Genomic DNA, 20,972 nt, shown 5'->3' with positions numbered 1-20,972 from the left:
TACAAAAACACGGCATTTGGAATTTTTTAATTTTCTGGAATTCAAAATTACCGACCTTATCGACATTATACTTGTCGCCGTGCTGCTGTACTACATTTATAAGCTGGTAAAAGGCACGGTGGCCATCAATATTTTTATTGGAATTGTCATTGTTTGGGCCTTATGGAAACTTACGGAGCTTCTAGAGATGAAAATGATTAGCAGTATGGTGGGTGGGTTTATGAACATTGGGCTAATTGCCCTTATCATTGTTTTTCAGCAGGAAATCCGAAAGTTCCTGCTCATGATCGGTTCTACCAATTTTGCATCCAAACGGAACTTTGTAAAACACTTTAAATTTTTAAAACAAGAAGGGCTTCCCACCAATACGGATGTAGATGCGGTGATTGGTGCCTGTGAGAAAATGGGCATAAGTAAAACAGGGGCTATTTTGGTCATGGAGCGTAATAACAACCTGGATTTTTTACGGGAGACCGGGGATAAAATGGACATTAAGGTCACCCAGCCCATTATTGAAAGTATATTTTACAAAAACAGTCCGTTACATGATGGCGCCGCGGTAATCCAAGACAATTACATCACGGCAACGCGGGTTATCTTGCCCGTATCCAACGAACGTAACATTCCGCTACGTTTTGGTCTCCGGCATAGGGCAGCCGTTGGCATTACGGAAAAAACCGACGCCCTTTGTTTGGTAGTCAGTGAAGAAACGGGCATGGTGTCCTATATTAAGAATGGGGAGTTTGTGCTGTATAAAAGCATGGAAGAACTTGCGGATATGGTTAAAAAAGATTTGGGTTGATGGAATGTAAGAACTGTGAAAATAGCCTAAGAACAGATTACAGCTATTGTCCAGATTGTGGGGCAAAAGTAATACGCAACAGAATCACGGTCAAAAATCTTTGGTATGATGTTATTGAACGCTATTTTAATTTGGATAACACCTTCCTTAGAACCATTTGGCATCTTTTTACCAAACCTGAAGTTGTCATTGGTGGTTACATTAATGGGATTAGAAAGAAATATCTAAACCCCATAAGCTATTTAGGGATAGCCTTAACCCTGTCAGGTTTAATGGTTTTTGTCATTCAAAAATTTTATACTAATGCGATTCAATTTGAAGATGAAATCAACAATGCTCCATTCGCTAAAAAGTGGGGTGAATTTGCGTTTGATTTTAACGCATTCATGTTTTTATTATATTTCCCTGTATTAGCAATCCCCGCCTATCTATTGTTCAATAAGGTAAAATATAATTTTCCAGAATATATTTTGGTTTTTGTGTACACCATGTCTCACTTTAGTATTGTGACTTTTACAATTTCAATGGCTGTTTTAACCATTGCAGCTGATAGCTATATGCTCTACAGTCAACTTTCATTATTGGTGGTTCTTGCTTATAACTTATTCGTTCTTCAAAGATTGAATAAATTCTCCATTGGTGCGTTTTTAACAAGGAGCTTTACATTTAGTTTAATGGTTGCAGTTTTGTTTTTTGTATTGATTTTGGGCTTAATGATCGTATTGCTTTTGATTGGTGTATTTGACTTACAAGATTTTGTTCCACAACCAGCTTAAGCCACCTCTTCCTCCATAAACTGGGCCTCGTAAAGGGCATGATAGTAGCCGCCTGTTTTTAACAGCTCTTCATGGGTGCCACTTTCCACGATGTTCCCGGCATCCATGACCAAAATGGTATCGGCCTTTTTAATGGTGGCCAAGCGGTGGGCGATGATTATGGACGTGCGCCCCTCCGTAATCTTATTGGTGGCCTGTTGGATCAACTGTTCAGAATAGGTATCTATGGATGAGGTGGCCTCGTCAAGTATTAAAATACTGGGATTGCTCACATACGCCCTTAGAAATGCGATCAACTGGCGTTGGCCACTGGATAGCATGGTTCCCCGTTCTTTTACATTGTATTCAAATCCGCCCGGTAGTCGGGAAATAAATTCATGCACCCCTATTTCCTTGGCAGCATTTTCTATGGTTTCAAGGGAAATAGCATCATTTTTCAGGGAAATATTATGGGCAATAGAGTCTGCAAAAAGAAAGACATCCTGCAAGACCACGGCAATGTGGGAGCGTAAGGATTTTAGGGTATAGTCCTTAATAGACGTGCCATCTACCAAAATACTGCCAGAATGTATTTCATAAAAACGGTTCAATAGATTGATGATGGTAGATTTTCCCGCACCCGTTGTCCCTACAATGGCAATGGTCTCTCCCGCCTTAACCTTAAAGGATATGCCGTGGAGCACCTCTTCACCCTTAACATAACCAAAGCGTACATCCTTAAATTCAATATCGCCCCTTACCGCTTCTTTAGTGACCGTTCCATGGTCATCTATATGGCTGTCCGTATCCAAAATTTTAAAAACCCTGTTGGCAGCTACCATGCCCATTTGCAGGGTATTGAACTTATCCGCAATCTGCCTCAGGGGACGAAACAAAAGATCCATCAAAAAGAAAAAAGCGACAATGGTGCCCTTGTCGTTAAAACCTTCAATAGTTACATTTTGCAAAACCCCAAAATAGACCACCAGGCCAATACCAATGGAGTATGAGATTTCCGCAACGGGAAAAAAGATGGAATTGTACCAGACGGTTTTTAACCAAGCATTTTGGTGCTTTTCATTGATAATCCTAAACTTTTCCTTTTCAATCTCCTCCCTATTAAAAAGCTGCACGATCTTCATTCCCGTTAGCCGCTCCTGCACAAAGGAATTAAGGTTGGAGACTTGGGCACGAACCTCTATAAATGCCACCTTCATGGCTTTTTGGAAAAGACGGGTAGCCACAAGGATAATGGGCAAGATGGCAAATACGATAAATGCCAGTTTCCAGTTAAAAACAATCATGGCCAGCGCCCCCGCAACCATTTTAAGCAAATCTGATACAATGACAAAAAAACCTTGGCTAAAAATTTCTCCTATCCGCTGCATATCGGCCACGGCGCGGGTGACCAAAACCCCTATGGAAGAATTATCAAAATAGGTCATCTTAAAACCCATCATTTTCTGAAAAAGCTTTACCCTAAGGTCTTTAATGACCGATTCTCCCAAAAGATTCGCAAAATAATTAAAGGTCAACTGCAGGATTACCTGACCTAAAAGTGCAGCCAGCATAAGCCAGACCATGAACACCAAAGATTCACGATCATTGTTTGGCAAGGACTCATTAATGATGGTCTTCACCAAAAAGGGGGTAAAAACAGCAAATGCCGCCAAAAAAATAGCCACAAAAGCAACCAACCAAAAGATACCACGGTAAGGGGTAGTGAACGCAAAGACACGCTTAAAAAGTCCAAAATCAAATGCCCTTCCTGCCTCGTCTTTCTTGCTCATGATCTAATGTTTTCAGGATAGTTTACCTCAGTCAAATATAATCCTTTTGCGGGGGCGGATGCACCTGCCATGCCACGGTCTTTACTTTCTATGACCTTGCGCATCTGTTCAACAGGGAACTTTCCCAGACCAATGGGTAGCAGGGTCCCTACAATGGCACGCACCATATTGCGCAAAAACCTGTTGGCGGTAATCGTAAAGACCAGACGTTCTGGCTCATGTTTCCACTGCGCATGGGTAACATGGCACAAAAAGGTCTTTACATCGGTCTGTGAGCGCGAAAAACACTCAAAATCCGTATACTCCAATAGGATGGACGCCGCCTGGTTCATGGCATCCACATCTAATGGAGTCCAAAGAAAATGGGCAAAATCTGATAAAAATGGATTCTTTTTCTGGGTGATATGATATTCATAGGTTCTAGAAATTGCGTCAAAACGGGCGTGTGCTTCTGGCCCAACCTCAAAGATTTGCTGCACAGCGATGTCCGCGGGTAAAAAGCTGTTTAATTTCTGGACGGTTTCTTTGATGCAGAGCCTGTTTGAGACATCAAAATGAGCAAAAAGCTGCTTGGCATGCACACCGGTATCCGTTCTACCAGCACCTACCAATTTAATATCTGCCCGCAGCAACGTGGACATAGTTTCCTGCAATACCTGCTGCACGGTAAGCGCGTTAGGCTGTACTTGCCACCCGTGGTAGGCTTTTCCAAAAAATGAAAACTGGATAAAATATCTCAAACTAAAAGGCTATTTTTAGCGGAACAAAGATACTGGAATCACAGAAAGCATCGCTCCCAGGTTTCTTTTTAGGATTACTTTAGCAATGACCAGAATTCTGTTACTATCGGACACCCATGGGCATATGGACGATACCATCTTAAAGTACGCCAAACAGGCCGATGAAATCTGGCATGCTGGTGATATTGGCAATTTAAAGGTCACCGACAGTCTTAGCGCACTAAAGCCCTTACGCGCCGTTTATGGAAATATTGATGACCATTTAATGCAACAAGAATTTCCAGAAAACAATCGTTTTTATTGTGAAGAGGTAGACGTTCTTATGACGCATATAGGGGGATATCCACCAAAATACAATCAAAGAACACGGGACAAAATAAGGGCTAATCCACCAAAACTATTTATCTGCGGACACTCTCATATTTTAAAGGTTATGAACGATAAAAACTTAGGGGTACTGCATATGAATCCAGGGGCCTGCGGCAGACATGGTTTTCACCAAGTACGCACCATGTTGCGTTTTGTCATCGATAAAACGGATATTCGGGATTTAGAGGTTATTGAACTTGGCAAAAAATAGCGTAATGAGGCTACTTTATCTATTTTTAGGCATTCTAAGCTTTTTACAACCTTGTGCCCAGGAAAAAACAGGGGTTTCGCTCATCGTATTAGGTACGGCACAGGATGGCGGAAGTCCACACATAGGCTGCACCAAAAGCTGTTGTGCCAGTTTATTTAAAACTCCGGACCACAGCAGAAAAGTTGTGGCGTTGGGAATAATAGATTATGATGCCAAACAAAGCTTTCTTTTTGAGGCAACGCCAGACATGCCAGCGCAACTGCAACTGCTGCAACAGCAAGTGGCAGGTACGGACAACATTCCAAATGCCATTTTTCTCACCCATGCCCATATAGGTCACTATACAGGGCTCATGTATTTGGGAAGGGAAGCCCTGGGCGCTAAGCAGGCACCTGTGTACGCGATGCCCAAAATGGCAGATTTCCTGCAAACCAACGGACCTTGGAGCCAGTTGGTAACCGTTGGGAACATTAAGCTGCTACCGCTAGAGAAGCAGACTGGGATAGCACTTACCAAAAACGTGGAGGTTACCCCCATTACAGTTCCCCATAGGGATGAATATTCAGAAACCGTTGGCTTTAAAATCATGGGGCCAAATGCCTCCGTATTGTTCATTCCTGATATTGATAAATGGGCAAAATGGCAATCTTCCATAATCTCACAAATTAAAGAAGTAGACTATGCTTTTTTGGATGCAACGTTTTATAACGGAGAGGAAATCAATAATAGGGATATTTCAGAAATTCCACATCCGTTTGTCATTGAGAGCATGGAGCTGTTTGCTGCGCTGCCCCGTAGTGAAAAATCAAAAATCCACTTTATCCACCTTAACCATACCAACCCGCTTTGGGACACCAAAAGTGATGCCTACAAAAAAGTAGTGTCAGAAGGATACCGTATTGCCCAATATTTAGAGGAAATTAAACTATAAACTAAGGATATCGTTGTTGGCATGGCACAAAAAATCCCGGAGATAAACTCCCCGGGATTACGCACTAATACTACTAAGATGTTAGGTTCAACGCAAACGATCTACAGATTTTACAAGATCCTCATCCTTTTTGATGGCCCTGTTGGCCAGGACCAATAAAACGATAGAAAATACAGGAATCAACATCCCAATACCCTTCTCAGAAACCGCCGTCTCTCCGGATAAGTTTAGTGATCGGTAAACGAAAAATCCTAGTAAAAAAAGGTTTAGTATCATGTTCAGTCGGTTTACCACGAACTGATTCTTTCTATTTTTATACAGGGTGATGGCAATCACGGCCAATACTGCTGCGGCGTAAAAACAAACGGAAATCAACATATCATTCTTCGCAAACACCCTCCCGTCTTCCGTCGTCACCCACAAGTGGGTAAAAAAGGGAAGCACTGCCGTTAACAACGCTACTAACAACAAATAAATTGTTTGTATCCTTTGTATCATTTTAACCGTACTCTAGAAAGCAAAAATAGGGGTCTTTTGACTAAATCACATAAGTTCTTGAAAATAATTCGTATCATTGCAGGGTTATTATGACACTTACCCCGGGATTCTTTTCCCAACTGTAATATCCAACGATAACAGATACTTCATAAAAAAACCGAATTCAAGTTTAACTTATTGATTATTTAATGTTCGAGATTTCAGATCTAAAAGCAAAAAAGCTACCTGAGCTTCAGGAAATTGCCAAGGAATTAAACATTCCAAAATTCAAATCCATCAAAAAGCTGGATTTGGTTTACCAAATATTGGACGTACAAGCTTCCAATCCCAAAGCTGTAAAGGAAACCTCAACGGATGAGGCAGAAAAAAAGAGTTCCCCACAGCCCCGCAGGCAGCGAGCCGAAAGAAAAGAAGTTACTAAAAAAGCGGTTGTAGCTAAAGAACAGCCCCAGGTAGAAACCAAAGCTGAGGCAGACCAAAAGCCGAAAGAGGAAAAATCTCCGGCCAAAAGGGAGCCCAAGCATAACCAGAAGCGAGACAACCAAAAGCAGGGGCATCCGCACAAAAATCAAAATCAGGGTCGAAAAAATGTGCCCAACCCCAGAGCTCCCCAAGAGAAAAAGAGCAGCAATTTTGATAAAGACCTAAAAAACAGGTATAAAGAACCAGAATTTGAGTTTGATAGCATTATTGCCAGTGAAGGTGTATTAGACATCATGCAAGATGGTTACGGATTCTTAAGGAGTTCTGATTACAATTACCTATCGTCCCCCGATGACATTTATGTATCGCAATCACAGATTCGCCTATTTGGTCTTAAAACAGGGGATACGGTTTTAGGAAATGTAAGGCCTCCCAAAGAAGGAGAAAAATATTTTCCATTGATTAAAGTAAGTAAAATCAATGGTATTGACCCACAGGTGGTTAGAGACCGTGTCTCTTTTGAGCACCTTACCCCTTTATTTCCGCAAGAGCGATTTAAATTGGCAGAGAGACAATCTTCCATTTCTACCCGTATTATTGACCTTTTCTCTCCTATTGGGAAAGGACAACGCGGTATGATCGTATCGCAGCCTAAAACTGGTAAGACCATGTTGCTAAAGGACATCGCCAACGGCATCGCTGCCAACCATCCAGAGGTTTATCAAATTATCCTACTGATTGATGAACGTCCGGAAGAAGTAACTGATATGCAACGCAACGTGCGTGGCGAAGTGGTTGCCTCTACCTTTGACAAGGAAGCGACAGAACATGTTAGGGTTGCCAACATTGTGTTGGAAAAAGCCAAGCGACTCGTAGAATGTGGACATGATGTGGTTATTTTACTAGACTCCATCACCCGTTTGGCCAGGGCCTATAACACGGTACAACCTGCCTCCGGTAAAGTATTGAGCGGTGGTGTTGATGCCAACGCCCTCCATAAACCAAAACGATTCTTTGGGGCGGCCCGTAATATTGAGGGGGGCGGCTCTCTTTCCATAATTGCCACGGCACTTACGGAGACCGGCTCCAAAATGGACGAAGTTATCTTTGAAGAATTCAAAGGAACTGGAAATATGGAACTTCAGTTAGATCGCAAGATTGCCAACCGAAGGATTTTCCCTGCCATTGACCTTACGTCTTCAAGTACAAGACGTGATGATTTGCTGTTGGACGAAACCACTATTCAACGCATGTGGATCATGCGTAAGTACCTCGCAGATATGAACCCGGTTGAAGCCATGGAATTCATTGAGCAACGTTTTAAACAAACAAAAAGTAACGAAGAATTCTTAATGACCATGAACCAATAGCCCGTCTTATAAAAAATATTCTGGTTAAAAACCCTGATGGTACTTCCCATTGGGGTTTTTTATTCGCCGTATTGTAATAAAACCATATCTTTAAGAAGAATTCCCCCACATATTTAACCGTAACCACATAATTTTTATGAAAAGAAGGCCATTTAAATTTTGTAAAGAAGGCATTCCAATGTTTGTTTGCCTATTTTTTGGGTTGTTATCCTGCAATCAGCAGCCCAAACCAACCGATAGAAATAGCCCTGAAACCACCAAAACGGTGGAAACACCCAAGGGGATTATTTCCAAAACACAAGCGCAAGAGCTATTTGATAATTACAGTAATTTTAGGGTTCCGGCGATAGATTCCCTGGAGCAGCAAAGGATGCCCAAAGAAAACTTTAAGGCAACCCGCTTTCTGAGTATTGAATATCAACGCTTAAAAGATTACATCGCTTATGTGGAAAATGAAGCACAACTAGCGAACGTTCCCATCACAAATTTTAGGATTTACTTGGCAACCTATCCAGAAAAGGCAAAGTTTCCAAGGCGCAACACCCTGTTTATTTTACCTACCACTACCAAAAATGGAGCGGAATTTGGTTTTTTTACGCTACCGGGTGAAGGGGATTCAAGGACCGCTGTACCCATAAACGCATCCCTTACGAAAGACCTTGGACTTGCCAGCGGCTTAATGGATAGAAACGAAGCTGGGATAATACCCTCATTAAATTCCAATGTATTGCAAGGTGGCAATAGCCTAATTCTGAATGACATGGGGAATTCACCACCACCTAAATCCGATTTCTAAGTAAGGTAAAACGATGATTCCTTCAATTCAATAGGCCATGGGGCAAAATGGGCATGGAAAAATAGCCTAAGGCTTTGACCAACCTAAAAATTCATTTTTTTGATGACCTGGGATTTTTTAAAACAGAATTATTTTTTAGTTGTCTACGGACTCAGTTTTTTAATGTCCCTTAAAAGTTATCGCCATTATTTTGATAGGCCACTGCGCTTTTTTCCCATGATTCTTGCGTATACTTTTTTTAACGAGCTTTTGGGTACGCTGGTCACTTATTCGCAAGATTTCCAACTCGTATTTAGCACGCAAGACCATTTTAGGACCTCTATCATCTATAACGTCTATCATCTCATTTTCTTTGCCTACTTTTATTGGGTCATTATACAGACCTTTAAACCACACTTAAAAAATAAGTGGCTGTATACCTCCTTGGGGATTTTGTTCTTAGCCAACATCATCAATCCCTTTTACCAGGATTACTTTATTTATTCACAGGTGTACGCCTATATAACAGGTGCCGCGGTTCTTTTAGTACTTTGCGCAGTTTACATGGCAGATTTACTTGGACGAAAAAATTATTCACCAAAGCATAACCTCCTTTTTTGGACTGTCTTGGGCCTGTTTATTTTTCATCTTTTATATATACCAATCAAAATTTGTAAGGAATTTTTCACCAGCATCTATGTGCTACAACTGCGAAACTTTCATGTTTTTTTGGTCCTGGCCATGCATCTGCTATTCTGCGTAGGGTTTGCACGTTCTAGACGTAATGCATATAAATAAAAAACATTACCATTCAGGCTCAAACGATCAGCATACTGCTTCAAAACGGATATAAATAAAGAAAAAATTCTTTCCACGCTTTTTACGTTTCACCACGATTACCTTGTCTTTTACAACATTACAACGTAGTTCATCGATATAATTCATTTAAATTGTAGTCTTTTTCCTTCATTTGTAAGGTAAATAATAACATTCAGGTTTCCCAAATGGAATTCCAGATTGAGATAGTGCAGTCAATATCATTTATGTTTTTAAACTCAAAAATCAAATGAACTATGGAAGACAACCATTGGTCTTTTAGTTTTGAATAGTTATCGAACTGCTATCCAATTCCTATTTAAAAAAAAGAATTTTATCCTAAATCAAACCTACAATGCAACTTTTTAAAACTTCAAAAAACATTATTTCCATTATCGTTCTATTATCCATGTTTTCATGTATCAAGGACAATTTGGACAACAGTGTTTCAGATACTGAAAATGGCGAACAACCAACAGAAGAAACACTCTCGCTCGTTGAACTTCAATTTCCGGAAGGATTCAACTTTGAAACCGCTAAGCAAGTCACAATCACTGTAAACGACCTTAGTACTGATGCCGTCTATACGCTTTGGGCCTATAATGACATGCCATTTAATGCGCAAGAAGTAAATATGCTAACGGATGAGGGCACCATGGAAACTGTCAGTAATTTTGTGACCGATGAATTTAACCAGGTACTATTTACCGGTAAATCTGAGGGTGGAACAACAACGATAAACACAACCATACCCTCATATTACAACAAAATCTATCTAAGAAGAAAAGAGGGTAATTCCTTTGATTCCCAAATTATTGACATCGTAGAAAATAATGCCACTTATACCTACACAATTTCTTCAAATTCTAGAAGAATGAATACGGTAAAGACTTACAAATCCAACAAACAGCTAGAGAGATCACGCGCCAATCGCAACGTTTCAATAGATTCTTTGTATGCGGTTAACGGATCTGGACAATTATTTACCATAAATCCCTTAACCGGTAATATGACCGATCGGGCCGCAATGCCACAAGGAAGCTATACTGCCGCTGTAGACCAAACAAACCAGTACTTATACAGTATTGGTAGGAGCAACCCCTATCCTTTGATGAGATATGACATGATAAATGATACGTGGACCACTATTGGCAATGTTGGCATGGGCGGACCACGATTGGATTATAGAGAAGAAGATGGTTTGCTATATTTTTCTTCTGGCGCCAAAGTGTACACCATTGACGCTAGTAATGCTTCGGTTATTGCTACTTGGGACATCAACAACCTAGACGTAACCGGTGGCGGGGATTTGGCATTCGCAGCGGATGGGACTTTATTTTTAAGCAGCTTTGGTGGTCTGTACCGTTTAGATTTAGATGAGAACAACAGTTATTGGGCAACCCGTATCAGTGCGGACAACCTACCCTTTAACCCTACCTCCATGACATTTGATTCCAACAACGAGTTATGGTTGGCTAGCAACGGTGCTAGCTCCAACTTAATCATCATGGATACGGTTACAGGAGGCTGGGAATATGTATACGGTCCAAATTCTACCTCTGGAATTGACTTTGGCAGAACCATTAATGATTTAACCACGTTTACTTTTGTAGACGAAGACGTAATTGACCCGGACACGGATGGGGATGGTATTACGGACAGTAACGATAGTTTCCCAGATGATGCCGATAAAGCATTTGAACAATTTACACCTAGCAAATATGGCTGGGGAACGATTGCTTTTGAAGATTTGTGGCCTTTCCGGGGTGATTATGATTTTAATGATACCGCAGTAAACTACCGAGTGGTAGCTGTTCTGAACTCTGAGAACGAGGCAGTGCAGCTGGATATATATTACGAAGTAACTTCAGATGGCGCCGGTCTTACCAATGGCTTTGGTATTTCATTGGAAAATGTAAGCCCTGAGAAGATAACATTGGTGACAGGAACTAAACTTACCGAAAACTATATTAATATTGGCCCCAACGGTTTAGAGGAAAATCAAACCGATGCCGTGGTAGTCCTTTTTGATGATCATGAGGGACTCCTCAACGTTCCGGGACTGGTTTCCATAAGCTTTGACCCTCCTATTACCACAGATGAATTGGGCCTGGCCCCTTTTAATCCATTCTTGATTGTTGGAAAGAATAGAGCCCATGAGATTCATTTGCCCAATCAACCTAGAACAGACTTGGGTACTACCATGGAAGGTCTTCCCGGGGTAAACCAAGATGTGGATGGTGATTTTAAAACAGATTCAGGATTACCGTGGGCTATCAGTATTATCCATGATTTTAAGGTTCCAGAAGAACGCGTACCTGTAAACCAAGCTTATAATTTTTTCGAGGAATGGGCAACCTCTGGTGGTAATAATTTTGCGGACTGGTATAAGGATAATCTAGGCTATAGGAACAGCGCCCTGATAAAAGATTAAGCACAAAAAAACCCTTCTAATTGAAGGGTTTTTTGTATAAGGTGTTTTTGTTTTTATAAACCTGCAACTTGAATAGTCAACTTACTTTTTAAGTTAGCGGCCTTGTTAGCGTGTATGATTTTTCTCTTGGCAAGTTTATCAATCATACTAATAACAGATGGCAGCATGGTTTCAGCAGCTTTCTTATCTTCCTCGGAACGTAACTTTTTAATTGCATTACGCACCGTTTTGTGCTGATACCTGTTCCTTAAACGAACAGCCTCATTTCTTCTAATTCTTTTTAATGCTGACTTATGATTCGCCATAATCTCTATCTTAACTTTTATTGGTTGGAAACCAACCCTCATTATTTTTACTGTAGCCCGTAGGGGAATCGAACCCCTGTTACCAGGATGAAAACCTGGCGTCCTAACCCCTAGACGAACGGGCCAAAACAAAACCATAAAAACACAAATGTTTATGGTTCCAAAGAACTTTGTAGCCCGTAGGGGAATCGAACCCCTGTTACCAGGATGAAAACCTGGCGTCCTAACCCCTAGACGAACGGGCCAATAATGGTCGCATTAATGCGGATGCAAAAATACAACTATTTTTAAGTATTGCAAGAGCAAGATATTTTTTTTTATATGCTAGTATGCTTTTGCAAAAAGTACACGATACTTAGACGGTTTTCCCGTGACCATACAGCTTCCCAATTCTTCTTCAACATCAATAGGTATGCATCGTATGGTAGCTTTAGTCTCTTCCTTGATTCTATTTTCCGTTTCTGGGGTACCGTCCCAATGGGCAGCGACAAAGCCACCTTTTTCGGCGATTACCTTCTTAAAATCCCCATAGGAATCTACTTTCGTAATGTGTTGTTGTTGGTGATTTTTTGCCCTTTGATACATAGCATTCTGAATTTCATCCAAAAGTCCCACCACCCTATCCACCACCTCATCAGCCGCAACAACCATCTTTTCCAAGGTATCCCTACGAGCTACTTCAAAAGTACCGTTCTCCATATCCCGCTGCCCAATGGCCAGCCTAATGGGTACGCCCTTTAGCTCATACTCATTAAACTTAAACCCAGGTTTGTGCGTATCCCTGTTATCATATTTCACCGAAACGCCTTTGGCCCGCAATTCTTTGACCAGCGGCCCTACCCTATCTGAAATAGCGCTCAATTGGTCTTCCCCTTTGTAAATGGGTACGATGACCACTTGGATTGGAGCTAATTTTGGAGGTATCACCAAGCCGTTGTCATCACTATGGGTCATGATAAGTGCCCCCATCAAACGGGTAGACACTCCCCAAGATGTGGCCCAAACATACTCCTGTTTTCCTTCCTTAGAGGCATATTTTACATCAAAGGCCTTGGCAAAATTCTGTCCTAAAAAATGGGAGGTTCCTGCTTGCAGTGCCTTTCCATCTTGCATGAGCGCCTCTATACAGTAGGTCTCATCTGCCCCTGCAAAGCGTTCACTTTCTGTCTTTGTGCCCTTGATTACGGGAACCGCCATATGGTTTTCCACAAAATCTGCGTACAGGTGCATGATCATCTTGGCTTCCTCCATGGCTTCCTTTTCGGTAGCATGTGCGGTATGGCCCTCTTGCCATAAAAACTCTGCTGTTCTTAAAAAAAGTCGCGTCCGCATTTCCCAACGCACCACATTGGCCCATTGGTTGATCAATAGCGGTAAATCCCGGTAAGATTGTATCCATTTTCTGTAGGTGTCCCATATAATGGTTTCGGAGGTGGGCCTAACGATTAACTCTTCCTCTAACTTGGCATCTTCATCCACCACAATACCACTGCCGTCCTCGGCATTCTTTAGTCTGTAATGTGTTACTACGGCACATTCCTTGGCGAAACCCTCTACATGACTGGCTTCTTTACTAAGATATGATTTAGGGATAAAAAGTGGGAAATAGGCATTTTGATGACCCGTTTCCTTAAACATCCGATCTAGTTCCGCCTGCATCTTTTCCCAAATGGCAAAACCGTAAGGTTTAATGACCATACAGCCCCTTACCCCAGAATTCTCAGCTAAATCTGCCTTGACCACCAGTTCATTGTACCATTTTGAATAATCTTCCGCTCTACTGGTTAACTTTTTTCCCATCTCATCGAGTTTGGCACAAAACTTGTGACTTGTTTAACAAAAATAAATGGTAAAACTAACTATTTTTACTATGTTCAACAATAAAAATAACGCTATGATACATTCATCACCCCTCCGCAAAATAAGGTTTGTTGCAACACTTGGGTTGGCAACCATTTTCTTGGCCTCCTGTGGGTCTTACCAGCAAGCCTCCTATTATGATGATGATGGCATTTACAATAATGGCAATCGGGAGGTCCTCAATGGAAATCGTGTGGCGGTGGTAGAAAAAAAATCCGAAGCAGCGGTACAGACTGAAGCCTTGGAAAATGATATCTACGGCGAGTACTTTGGAGAAAAGGCCAATCAGTATGATGATATCGTGAATGCAGAAGTGTTTACGGACGTGGACAGTTATTATAGCGGCGCACCAACGGACCAAGAGTCTATAGGTGAGCAAACCGATTATTTTGCCAATAACAACAATTACATTGGAAATCCAGGTTGGGGGGACAATCCTACGAACATTAATATCAACGTAATCGACAACGGCTGGGGCTGGAATAACCCATGGTTATGGGGCGGTGGTCTTGGTTGGGGCTGGGGCGGTGGCTTTGGCTGGGGCTGGAACAATCCTTGGAGATGGAATAGATTTGGCTGGGGCGGTGGTCTTGGCTGGGGCTGGGGCGGTGGCTTTGGTTGGGGGTGGAACGACCCTTTTCTATGGAACGGCGGCTGGGGCTGGGGCGGTGGCCTTGGCTGGAGAGGCGGCTGGGGTTGGAACAACTGGGGTTGGAACAACGGCTTTTATGGTAACAGAAATGTGGCATTCAATAGAACAAGAAGGGGAGCCACAAGAAATTCCTTGGCTACCACAGCACTCAGGGGACGCTCCAACGTATTTAACGACAGTAGGAGAACAACCTCCCGTTTACGCAATAATAGTGGGCGATCAAATCAAGGAAGGAGCTTGGCAACAAGGTCCTCTACCACCAGAAGCAATGCTGCCCGCAGTACAAGGTCTTATCGCAACAATAGTTCCATTTCCAGAAGGTCCATGGGCTCTGATGCCATAGCAAGGAATCAGGCGTATAGAACCAGCAGAAGTACTAGGGCGGTACCCAGATATGACGGTATCACCCGTAGCAACCCAACCGCAAGAAGTTCTTCTTCAAGAAGCGGAAGTACATACAACAGGGGTACCAGAAGCACGAGACCCAGTTATTCCGGTTCTGGACAACGCGCATCAAGGGGATACCAATCTTCTGCCCGGTCCGGCTCTTCTAGGAGCTCTGGATACAGAAGCTCTGGTAGCAGTTCCAGAAGCTCTGGCTATAGAAGCTCAAGGAGTAGTAGTTCCAGAAGCTCCGGTTACCGAAGTTCTGGCAGTAGTTCCAGAAGCTCTAGCTACAGTAGAAGTTCTGGTGGAGGCCGTTCTTACAGTAGTGGCCGCAGCTCGGGTGGCGGAAGATCGTCTGGAGGTGGCCGAAGCGGTGGTGTAAGAAGAAATTAATCCAACAACATTTTTAAGGACTTAAAATAGGAATATATGAAAGTAGCAATAACGTTCATCATGGGCTTGGTATGTATGGGCCTAAGTGCGCAGAACATCAATGATGTGCTACGCTATGGCGGTGAGGATTTACAGGGAACGGCAAGATTTCAGGCCATGGGTGGTGCTTTTGGTGCCCTAGGGGGAGATATGTCTTCCTTAAATATCAACCCTGCCGGTTCTGCCGTGTTCAACTATAGCCAGTTTACCATTACCGGTTCCAACTACAACAGGCTCAATGAGGCTACTTATGGCAATACGTTTACGGGAACCGATGTAAATAATCTTGAAATTAACCAAGCTGGTGGTGTATTTGTATTTAAATCCCCCAACAGTGCATGGAAAAAGCTTGCTTTGGGATTAAATTACGATTTGGCCCAAAATTTTGACGATGACATCTTTATCAACGGCACTACGACAGAAGGTATTGATAATTATTTTCTCAACTTTGCCCAAGGTGTGCCATTTGGGAGTTTAACATTGGCGCCAAACGAATTTATTGAAGATGCCTATTTAGACATAGGTGAACTTCAGGGATTTGGAGACCAACAGGCATTCTTAGGCTACTTTGGTGGGGTGATCAACCCGGTTGATGAAACGGACGGCAATACCAGTTACGTATCTAATGCTTCCTACAACAACCTAACCCAAAACTACAGACAACTTTCCACCGGTTTCAATAGCAAATTCACCGCAAACTTTTCTGGCCAATACCAGGACAATCTGTATATCGGGGCTTCTTTAAATTTCCATTCCATTTTTTACCAGCGAACTACGTTATTGGAGGAATCTGGTTTTAACCCCTCCTCCCCGGTACAAAACATTAGATTTGACAATTTCTTAAATACCGAAGGTGACGGCTTTTCATTTTCACTAGGTGCCATAGCCAAGTTAAATGAAAATATAAGAATTGGCGGTAGCTATCAATCCCCTACATGGTATCGTTTACTGGATGACACTTCCCAACGCATCAACTCCAATGAAGCGGATACGGACATCAACTTTATAGATTTTGATATTGTCAATTTGTTTGAGGAATATAGGATTCAGATACCCTCCAAACTAACGGGTAGCGTCGCAGTGGTCTTTGGAAAATCCGGGCTTATTAGTTTTGACTACAGTTATCAAGACATGTCCAATGCAGAACTCCGTCCGGTTAATGACCCAGTTTTTATCCAGGAGAATGATTTCATTGCCAATCAATTAGGTGTGGTTAACACCTTCCGTTTAGGAGGAGAGTACAGAATTGAGCGGTTTAGCCTCAGAGGTGGGTACCGTTTGGAGCAAAGTCCTTTTGCGAACACTGATCGTATTGGTGAACTTACGGGATATTCTGCCGGCCTTGGTTATGATTTTGGGGGCAGTAGGTTAGACCTTGCCTATGGCAGAACCAACAGGGAGGTAAATCAACTTTTGTTTGATTCTGGCGCAACAAACGCCGCCACGGTAAATAGGCAACTCACCAACATTAATCTATCCTATACTTTAAAGTTTTAAAAAATACCAAGCCATCATGATGACTAACGGAAAATAATACTCAAGGGGCTGGTATCGGCCCTTTTTTAAGCTTATCTAACCAAAGAAAAGTGATTTCTTACGGTTTTGGCCACCACCACCGATTGTTCGGTACGGTCATAATCCAATCTAAACCAATAATCGGATGCCGGTAATTGATTGCCATTATAAGTACCGTCCCAACCATTAATGTTATCCAGTTGCTTTAACAATTTGCCATAACGGTCAAAAATAAAGACTTGGGCATTGGTCAATTCCTCAATTCCCTTAACTTCCCAGGTGTTGTTAAAGGCATCACCATTGGGCGTAAAGAACTTTGGGTAACCAACTACCAAAAATTCAATAGGTTCCGTAATGCCACAGCCGTTTTTATCATTAATAATTACGGTATTAATTCCCGGTGGCACATCCAAGAAAACGGAATCGTCCTGAAAGTCACCGCCATTAATGGCATATTCATATTCGCCATCGCCATCTACCTCAAACTCCACTGCATATTGGTCTGGATCATTGGCATTGGTCAAATCTTCACGGATAATGATGCCATCTTCCCCTGCCAATAATGTGGGCACACCAAAAAAGGTTATGAGGATATCATCCGTTATCAATCCAAAACTGGTCTCAATTTCCACAAAATAACGGCCAGAGTTTGGACTGGTAACCGTGTATTCCGTGCCAGAGGGGGCCACAACCTCGTCAACCGTACCATCATCGTCCCTATCCAGGGACCATGTGATGGTCACAATGTCCGGTCCCGCTGGGGAATTCTGGGCACTAAGAATAATGTCTGGGTCATCTTCGCAAGCAATAATGTCCAAACCTAAAAACTCATCCCGCAAGGTACAGTCCAAAGCCGTGTTTTGGTTGGTATTGACCGAGTTGCCCGTAAACGTCAGTTCAAACGTTTCTGCGTCGCCATCAAAATTTGTATTAAAATTATTGATAAGTAGGTAGTATATCTCTCCTGCCCGTACGTTGATATACTCATCGTAGGTGTTTTGGCTTCCCGTTACGTTGGGGGCCCCAACTTGGCTATTTTCCGGATTAACGCCTATGCCCGTAAAGTTAGTGTCGTTAACTTCATAGTTACAGCGTATAGGCTCTGTGGTTCCGGTCCCGATTGCGGTACAAAAGTTTTCACCTGAGGTCTGATCAAAAGGACCGTACAGTGCAAAATCCCATTCTGCGGTAACCACACCTCCAGGATTCACTGGTAAAGCTTCTATATCAAAACCTATTTGCCCATCGGTACCAGCCCTAAAAACAAACCAGGCCGTATTATTCTCAATATTCGCCGAGGCCACACTTCCCTTTTCCAGACAACCGGTCTGGGTAATCACATCTGGGTCAAAATCGTCAATATCACCACTACCATCTACCACGGCGGTGATGGGGGCGTCTGCACAAACTGGTATTGCAGTTCTACAATCAGGACTGTTCTGTCCTAAAGCATATCCTGTGTAAAGTAAGCAACTGATAGCGAAAGATAGTGTTCGAATGCTCATCATGGGGCTATAAAAAGCTTTTAGATGTTATGATAACACGCTTCAATGGCCATTTAGTATACCTTAATCCGAAAAATTTGCACTTAATCGATGAAATACACTTTACAGACACCCTCCATAAATTTTGGAACGGGAAATAACCAAGCTATCCCCTTAAAGAAATAAAAAGCTTGGGATTCAAAAAAAAGTCCCAATACCCCATTAATGTCTATCTTTGTGCCTCTTTATAAAGAGCTCATGAAACTAAGGGAAACTTTGGACAGCAAAGACGACGCAAGAGGAGACGACCACGTAGGTTCCTCACATGACACACCCATGAGAAAGGATGCTTTTGTGCTTTCTGATATGGAAAAAATAGAGAAGATTCAAGGACACGTTCGTGACATTATGCACACCCTTGGACTGGACCTCAATGATGATAGTTTGCAAGGAACTCCCAGGCGTGTGGCCAAAATGTACGTTAATGAATTGTTTGGCGGCCTGCATCCAGACAAAAAACCTACCTCTTCCACTTTTGACAATAAGTACAAATACGGTGAAATGTTGGTAGAAAAAAATATCACCCTCTACTCCACCTGTGAGCACCACTTGCTGCCCATTGTGGGCAGGGCGCACATAGCCTATATTTCTAACGGAACGGTCGTGGGCTTGTCTAAAATGAACCGCATCGTGGACTATTATGCCAAAAGACCACAGGTACAGGAAAGGCTTAACATTCAAGTTGTGAAGGAACTACAGGCAGTTTTGGGAACAGAGGACGTTGCATGCGTTATGGATGCCAAACATTTATGCGTAAATTCTAGGGGCATACGTGATATTGAGAGTAGCACGGTGACCGCGGAATACGGTGGCAAGTTCAAGGAAGAATCAGTACGCCGGGAATTTTTGGATTATATCAACCTCGACACAGAATTCTAATGCAACCCTTTAAACAGCAAACCTTACGCATTTCCAATTCCCTAACCGGAAAAAAAGAAGTGTTCCAGCCCCTAAAAGAAGGATATGTGGGCATGTATGTATGCGGCCCCACCGTATACAGTAACGTACATCTTGGAAACTGTAGGACCTTTATGTCCTTTGACATGATTTTTAGGTATTTTAAGCACCTAGGCTATAAAGTGAGGTACGTACGGAACATTACGGATGCAGGGCATTTGGAAAACGATGCTGATGATGGCGAGGATAAAATTGCCAAAAAAGCCAAGCTGGAACAAATAGAACCCATGGAAGTAGTGCAACGCTACACAGTAGATTTTCATGAAACACTGCAAAAATTAAATCTGCTTCCGCCAAGCATAGAACCTACGGCAACCGGCCACATTATTGAACAGATAGAGATCATCAAAGAAATATTGGACAAAGGCTTTGCCTACCAAATCAATGGTTCTGTTTATTTTGATGTGGTACATTTTAACAAAACACATGATTACGGAAAGCTTAGTGGCAGAAAGCTGGAGGATATGATCACTAATACCAGGGCGTTGGCGGCGCAGGATGAAAAAAGAAATCCACAAGATTTTGCCCTTTGGAAAAAAGCGGAACCGCAACATATTATGCGTTGGCCCTCCCCATGGGGAGATGGTTTCCCCGGATGGCATTTGGAATGCACGGCAATGAGCACTAAATACCTTGGTGAAACTTTTGATATACACGGCGGTGGCATGGACCTTAAATTCCCACATCATGAATGTGAGATAGCCCAAGCGGAAGCCAGCAATGGAAACTCACCCGTAAATTATTGGTTGCATGCCAATATGCTGACGTTGAACGGAAAAAAAATGTCCAAATCTACGGACAATAATATTTATCCTAATGAAATATTCAGCGGGGAAAACAACATTTTAAGTAAGGCTTTTCAACCATCTGTGGTACGGTTTTTTATGCTTCAGGCCCATTACACCAGTATTTTGGATTTGAGCAATGACGCACTCCTAGCTTCCGAGAAAGGATATTATCGATTAATGGATGGTGTCCGTCTTATTGGCGACCTGCCCACTGGTGCCATCACGCACTTTGATATTACATCTTGGCAGCAGAAATGCTATGATGCGATGAACGATGATTTTAATACTCCTATCTTAATTTCGCATCTTTTTGAGGGAGTAAAGCATATAAACCTCATCAAAGAAGGTAGGGAACAAATAACAGTAGAGGATAAAGTAACCCTAAAAACCATTTTCAGTGCCTTTATCTTTGATGTCTTGGGGCTTGAAGACCAGCAGGGGACGGATAATGACTCCGACACTTTACACGGAGTAGTGAACCTTTTGATTCACCTGCGCAATCAAGCTAGGGCCAATAAAGATTATGCCACTTCTGACCAAATCAGGGATGAATTGATGGCCATGGGCATACAGTTAAAGGATGGAAAGGACGGAACCACCTTTAGTTTAAATTAACTT

18 protein-coding genes and 2 tRNA genes are annotated in these 20,972 nt (G+C 42.3%); 12 read left to right on the top strand and 8 right to left on the bottom strand.

Going from position 1 to position 20,972, the window contains the following annotated elements; translation table 11 throughout:
- Window positions 1-16: 16 nt before the first annotated feature.
- Window positions 17-802, top strand: a complete 786-nt coding sequence (gene cdaA / locus I595_RS14380; RefSeq protein ID WP_054560147.1) for a diadenylate cyclase CdaA — start codon at window positions 17-19, stop codon at window positions 800-802.
- Window positions 802-1,578, top strand: coding sequence for a DUF3667 domain-containing protein (locus I595_RS14375; protein WP_054560146.1), 777 nt, complete (start codon window positions 802-804; stop codon window positions 1,576-1,578). Before cdaA ends, I595_RS14375 begins: the two co-directional genes overlap by 1 nt.
- Here the strand turns inward: I595_RS14375 and I595_RS14370 are convergent.
- Together I595_RS14370 and truA are read right to left on the bottom strand one after the other, a co-directional pair.
- A complete protein-coding gene (locus I595_RS14370; protein WP_054560145.1) occupies window positions 1,575-3,347 on the bottom strand; it encodes an ABC transporter ATP-binding protein in 1,773 nt (590 codons plus the stop codon). The two genes, I595_RS14375 and I595_RS14370, sit on opposite strands and share 4 nt — an antisense overlap.
- Window positions 3,344-4,087 (bottom strand): tRNA pseudouridine(38-40) synthase TruA, encoded by a 744-nt coding sequence (truA, locus tag I595_RS14365; RefSeq protein WP_054560144.1) that lies wholly within the window; start codon window positions 4,085-4,087, stop codon window positions 3,344-3,346. Before truA ends, I595_RS14370 begins: the two co-directional genes overlap by 4 nt.
- Before the next feature lie 85 nt (window positions 4,088-4,172).
- Here truA and I595_RS14360 point away from each other — a divergent pair, with 85 nt between their 5' ends.
- Window positions 4,173-4,667 (top strand): metallophosphoesterase family protein, encoded by a 495-nt coding sequence (locus I595_RS14360; protein ID WP_054560143.1) that lies wholly within the window; start codon window positions 4,173-4,175, stop codon window positions 4,665-4,667.
- Window positions 4,668-4,671: 4 nt separating this feature from the next.
- The gene (locus tag I595_RS14355) at window positions 4,672-5,598 is read left to right on the top strand and encodes an MBL fold metallo-hydrolase (RefSeq protein WP_083467620.1); all 927 of its coding nucleotides are present in this window, start codon (window positions 4,672-4,674) and stop codon (window positions 5,596-5,598) included.
- Between the two features lie 87 nt (window positions 5,599-5,685).
- Here the strand turns inward: I595_RS14355 and I595_RS14350 are convergent, their stop codons facing one another.
- Window positions 5,686-6,096: a DUF4293 family protein gene (locus I595_RS14350; protein ID WP_054560141.1), complete on the bottom strand. Its 411-nt coding sequence runs from the start codon at window positions 6,094-6,096 to the stop codon at window positions 5,686-5,688.
- 188 nt (window positions 6,097-6,284) lie between these two features.
- On the opposite strand from I595_RS14350, the gene rho reads away from it, so the two are divergent.
- The 4 genes from rho (at window position 6,285) to I595_RS14330 (ending at window position 11,914) form a co-directional block, all read left to right on the top strand.
- Window positions 6,285-7,889: a transcription termination factor Rho gene (rho, locus tag I595_RS14345; protein ID WP_054560140.1), complete on the top strand. Its 1,605-nt coding sequence runs from the start codon at window positions 6,285-6,287 to the stop codon at window positions 7,887-7,889.
- A 265-nt stretch (window positions 7,890-8,154) separates the two neighbouring features.
- Complete coding sequence (locus I595_RS14340) at window positions 8,155-8,685, top strand: hypothetical protein (RefSeq protein ID WP_157449758.1); 531 nt, start codon at window positions 8,155-8,157, stop codon at window positions 8,683-8,685.
- 102 nt (window positions 8,686-8,787) lie between these two features.
- Window positions 8,788-9,462: a hypothetical protein gene (locus tag I595_RS14335; protein WP_054560138.1), complete on the top strand. Its 675-nt coding sequence runs from the start codon at window positions 8,788-8,790 to the stop codon at window positions 9,460-9,462.
- Between the two features lie 373 nt (window positions 9,463-9,835).
- Window positions 9,836-11,914, top strand: a complete 2,079-nt coding sequence (locus I595_RS14330) for an LruC domain-containing protein (RefSeq protein ID WP_054560137.1) — start codon at window positions 9,836-9,838, stop codon at window positions 11,912-11,914.
- A 53-nt stretch (window positions 11,915-11,967) separates the two neighbouring features.
- Here the strand turns inward: I595_RS14330 and rpsT are convergent, their stop codons facing one another.
- The 4 genes from rpsT to proS all read right to left on the bottom strand — a co-directional run bounded on the left by rpsT (window position 11,968) and on the right by proS (window position 14,019).
- Complete coding sequence (rpsT, locus tag I595_RS14325; protein WP_054560270.1) at window positions 11,968-12,219, bottom strand: 30S ribosomal protein S20; 252 nt, start codon at window positions 12,217-12,219, stop codon at window positions 11,968-11,970.
- Between the two features lie 53 nt (window positions 12,220-12,272).
- Window positions 12,273-12,344, bottom strand: a tRNA-Glu gene (locus tag I595_RS14320).
- 48 nt (window positions 12,345-12,392) lie between these two features.
- A tRNA-Glu gene (locus I595_RS14315) sits at window positions 12,393-12,464 on the bottom strand.
- A 79-nt stretch (window positions 12,465-12,543) separates the two neighbouring features.
- Window positions 12,544-14,019, bottom strand: a complete 1,476-nt coding sequence (gene proS, locus I595_RS14310; protein ID WP_054560136.1) for a proline--tRNA ligase — start codon at window positions 14,017-14,019, stop codon at window positions 12,544-12,546.
- Between the two features lie 94 nt (window positions 14,020-14,113).
- Here proS and I595_RS14305 point away from each other — a divergent pair, with 94 nt between their 5' ends.
- Both I595_RS14305 and I595_RS14300 read left to right on the top strand, forming a co-directional pair.
- Window positions 14,114-15,511, top strand: coding sequence for a hypothetical protein (locus I595_RS14305; RefSeq protein WP_157449757.1), 1,398 nt, complete (start codon window positions 14,114-14,116; stop codon window positions 15,509-15,511).
- Window positions 15,512-15,547: 36 nt separating this feature from the next.
- Window positions 15,548-17,047, top strand: a complete 1,500-nt coding sequence (locus tag I595_RS14300) for an OmpP1/FadL family transporter (protein WP_054560134.1) — start codon at window positions 15,548-15,550, stop codon at window positions 17,045-17,047.
- A gap of 71 nt (window positions 17,048-17,118) precedes the next feature.
- Here the strand turns inward: I595_RS14300 and I595_RS14295 are convergent, their stop codons facing one another.
- Entirely contained in the window at window positions 17,119-18,570 is a 1,452-nt protein-coding gene (locus I595_RS14295) for a T9SS type B sorting domain-containing protein (protein ID WP_083467619.1), read from the bottom strand.
- 237 nt (window positions 18,571-18,807) lie between these two features.
- On the opposite strand from I595_RS14295, the gene folE reads away from it, so the two are divergent.
- Both folE and cysS read left to right on the top strand, forming a co-directional pair.
- Window positions 18,808-19,488 (top strand): GTP cyclohydrolase I FolE, encoded by a 681-nt coding sequence (gene folE / locus I595_RS14290; RefSeq protein WP_054560133.1) that lies wholly within the window; start codon window positions 18,808-18,810, stop codon window positions 19,486-19,488.
- A complete protein-coding gene (gene cysS / locus I595_RS14285; protein WP_054560132.1) occupies window positions 19,488-20,969 on the top strand; it encodes a cysteine--tRNA ligase in 1,482 nt (493 codons plus the stop codon). Before folE ends, cysS begins: the two co-directional genes overlap by 1 nt.
- Window positions 20,970-20,972: the final 3 nt, after the last annotated feature.

This window comes from Croceitalea dokdonensis DOKDO 023, from assembly GCF_001306415.1.
In the GTDB taxonomy this organism is placed as follows: domain Bacteria; phylum Bacteroidota; class Bacteroidia; order Flavobacteriales; family Flavobacteriaceae; genus Croceitalea; species Croceitalea dokdonensis.
This window is presented reverse-complemented; position numbering and strand designations above follow the sequence as displayed.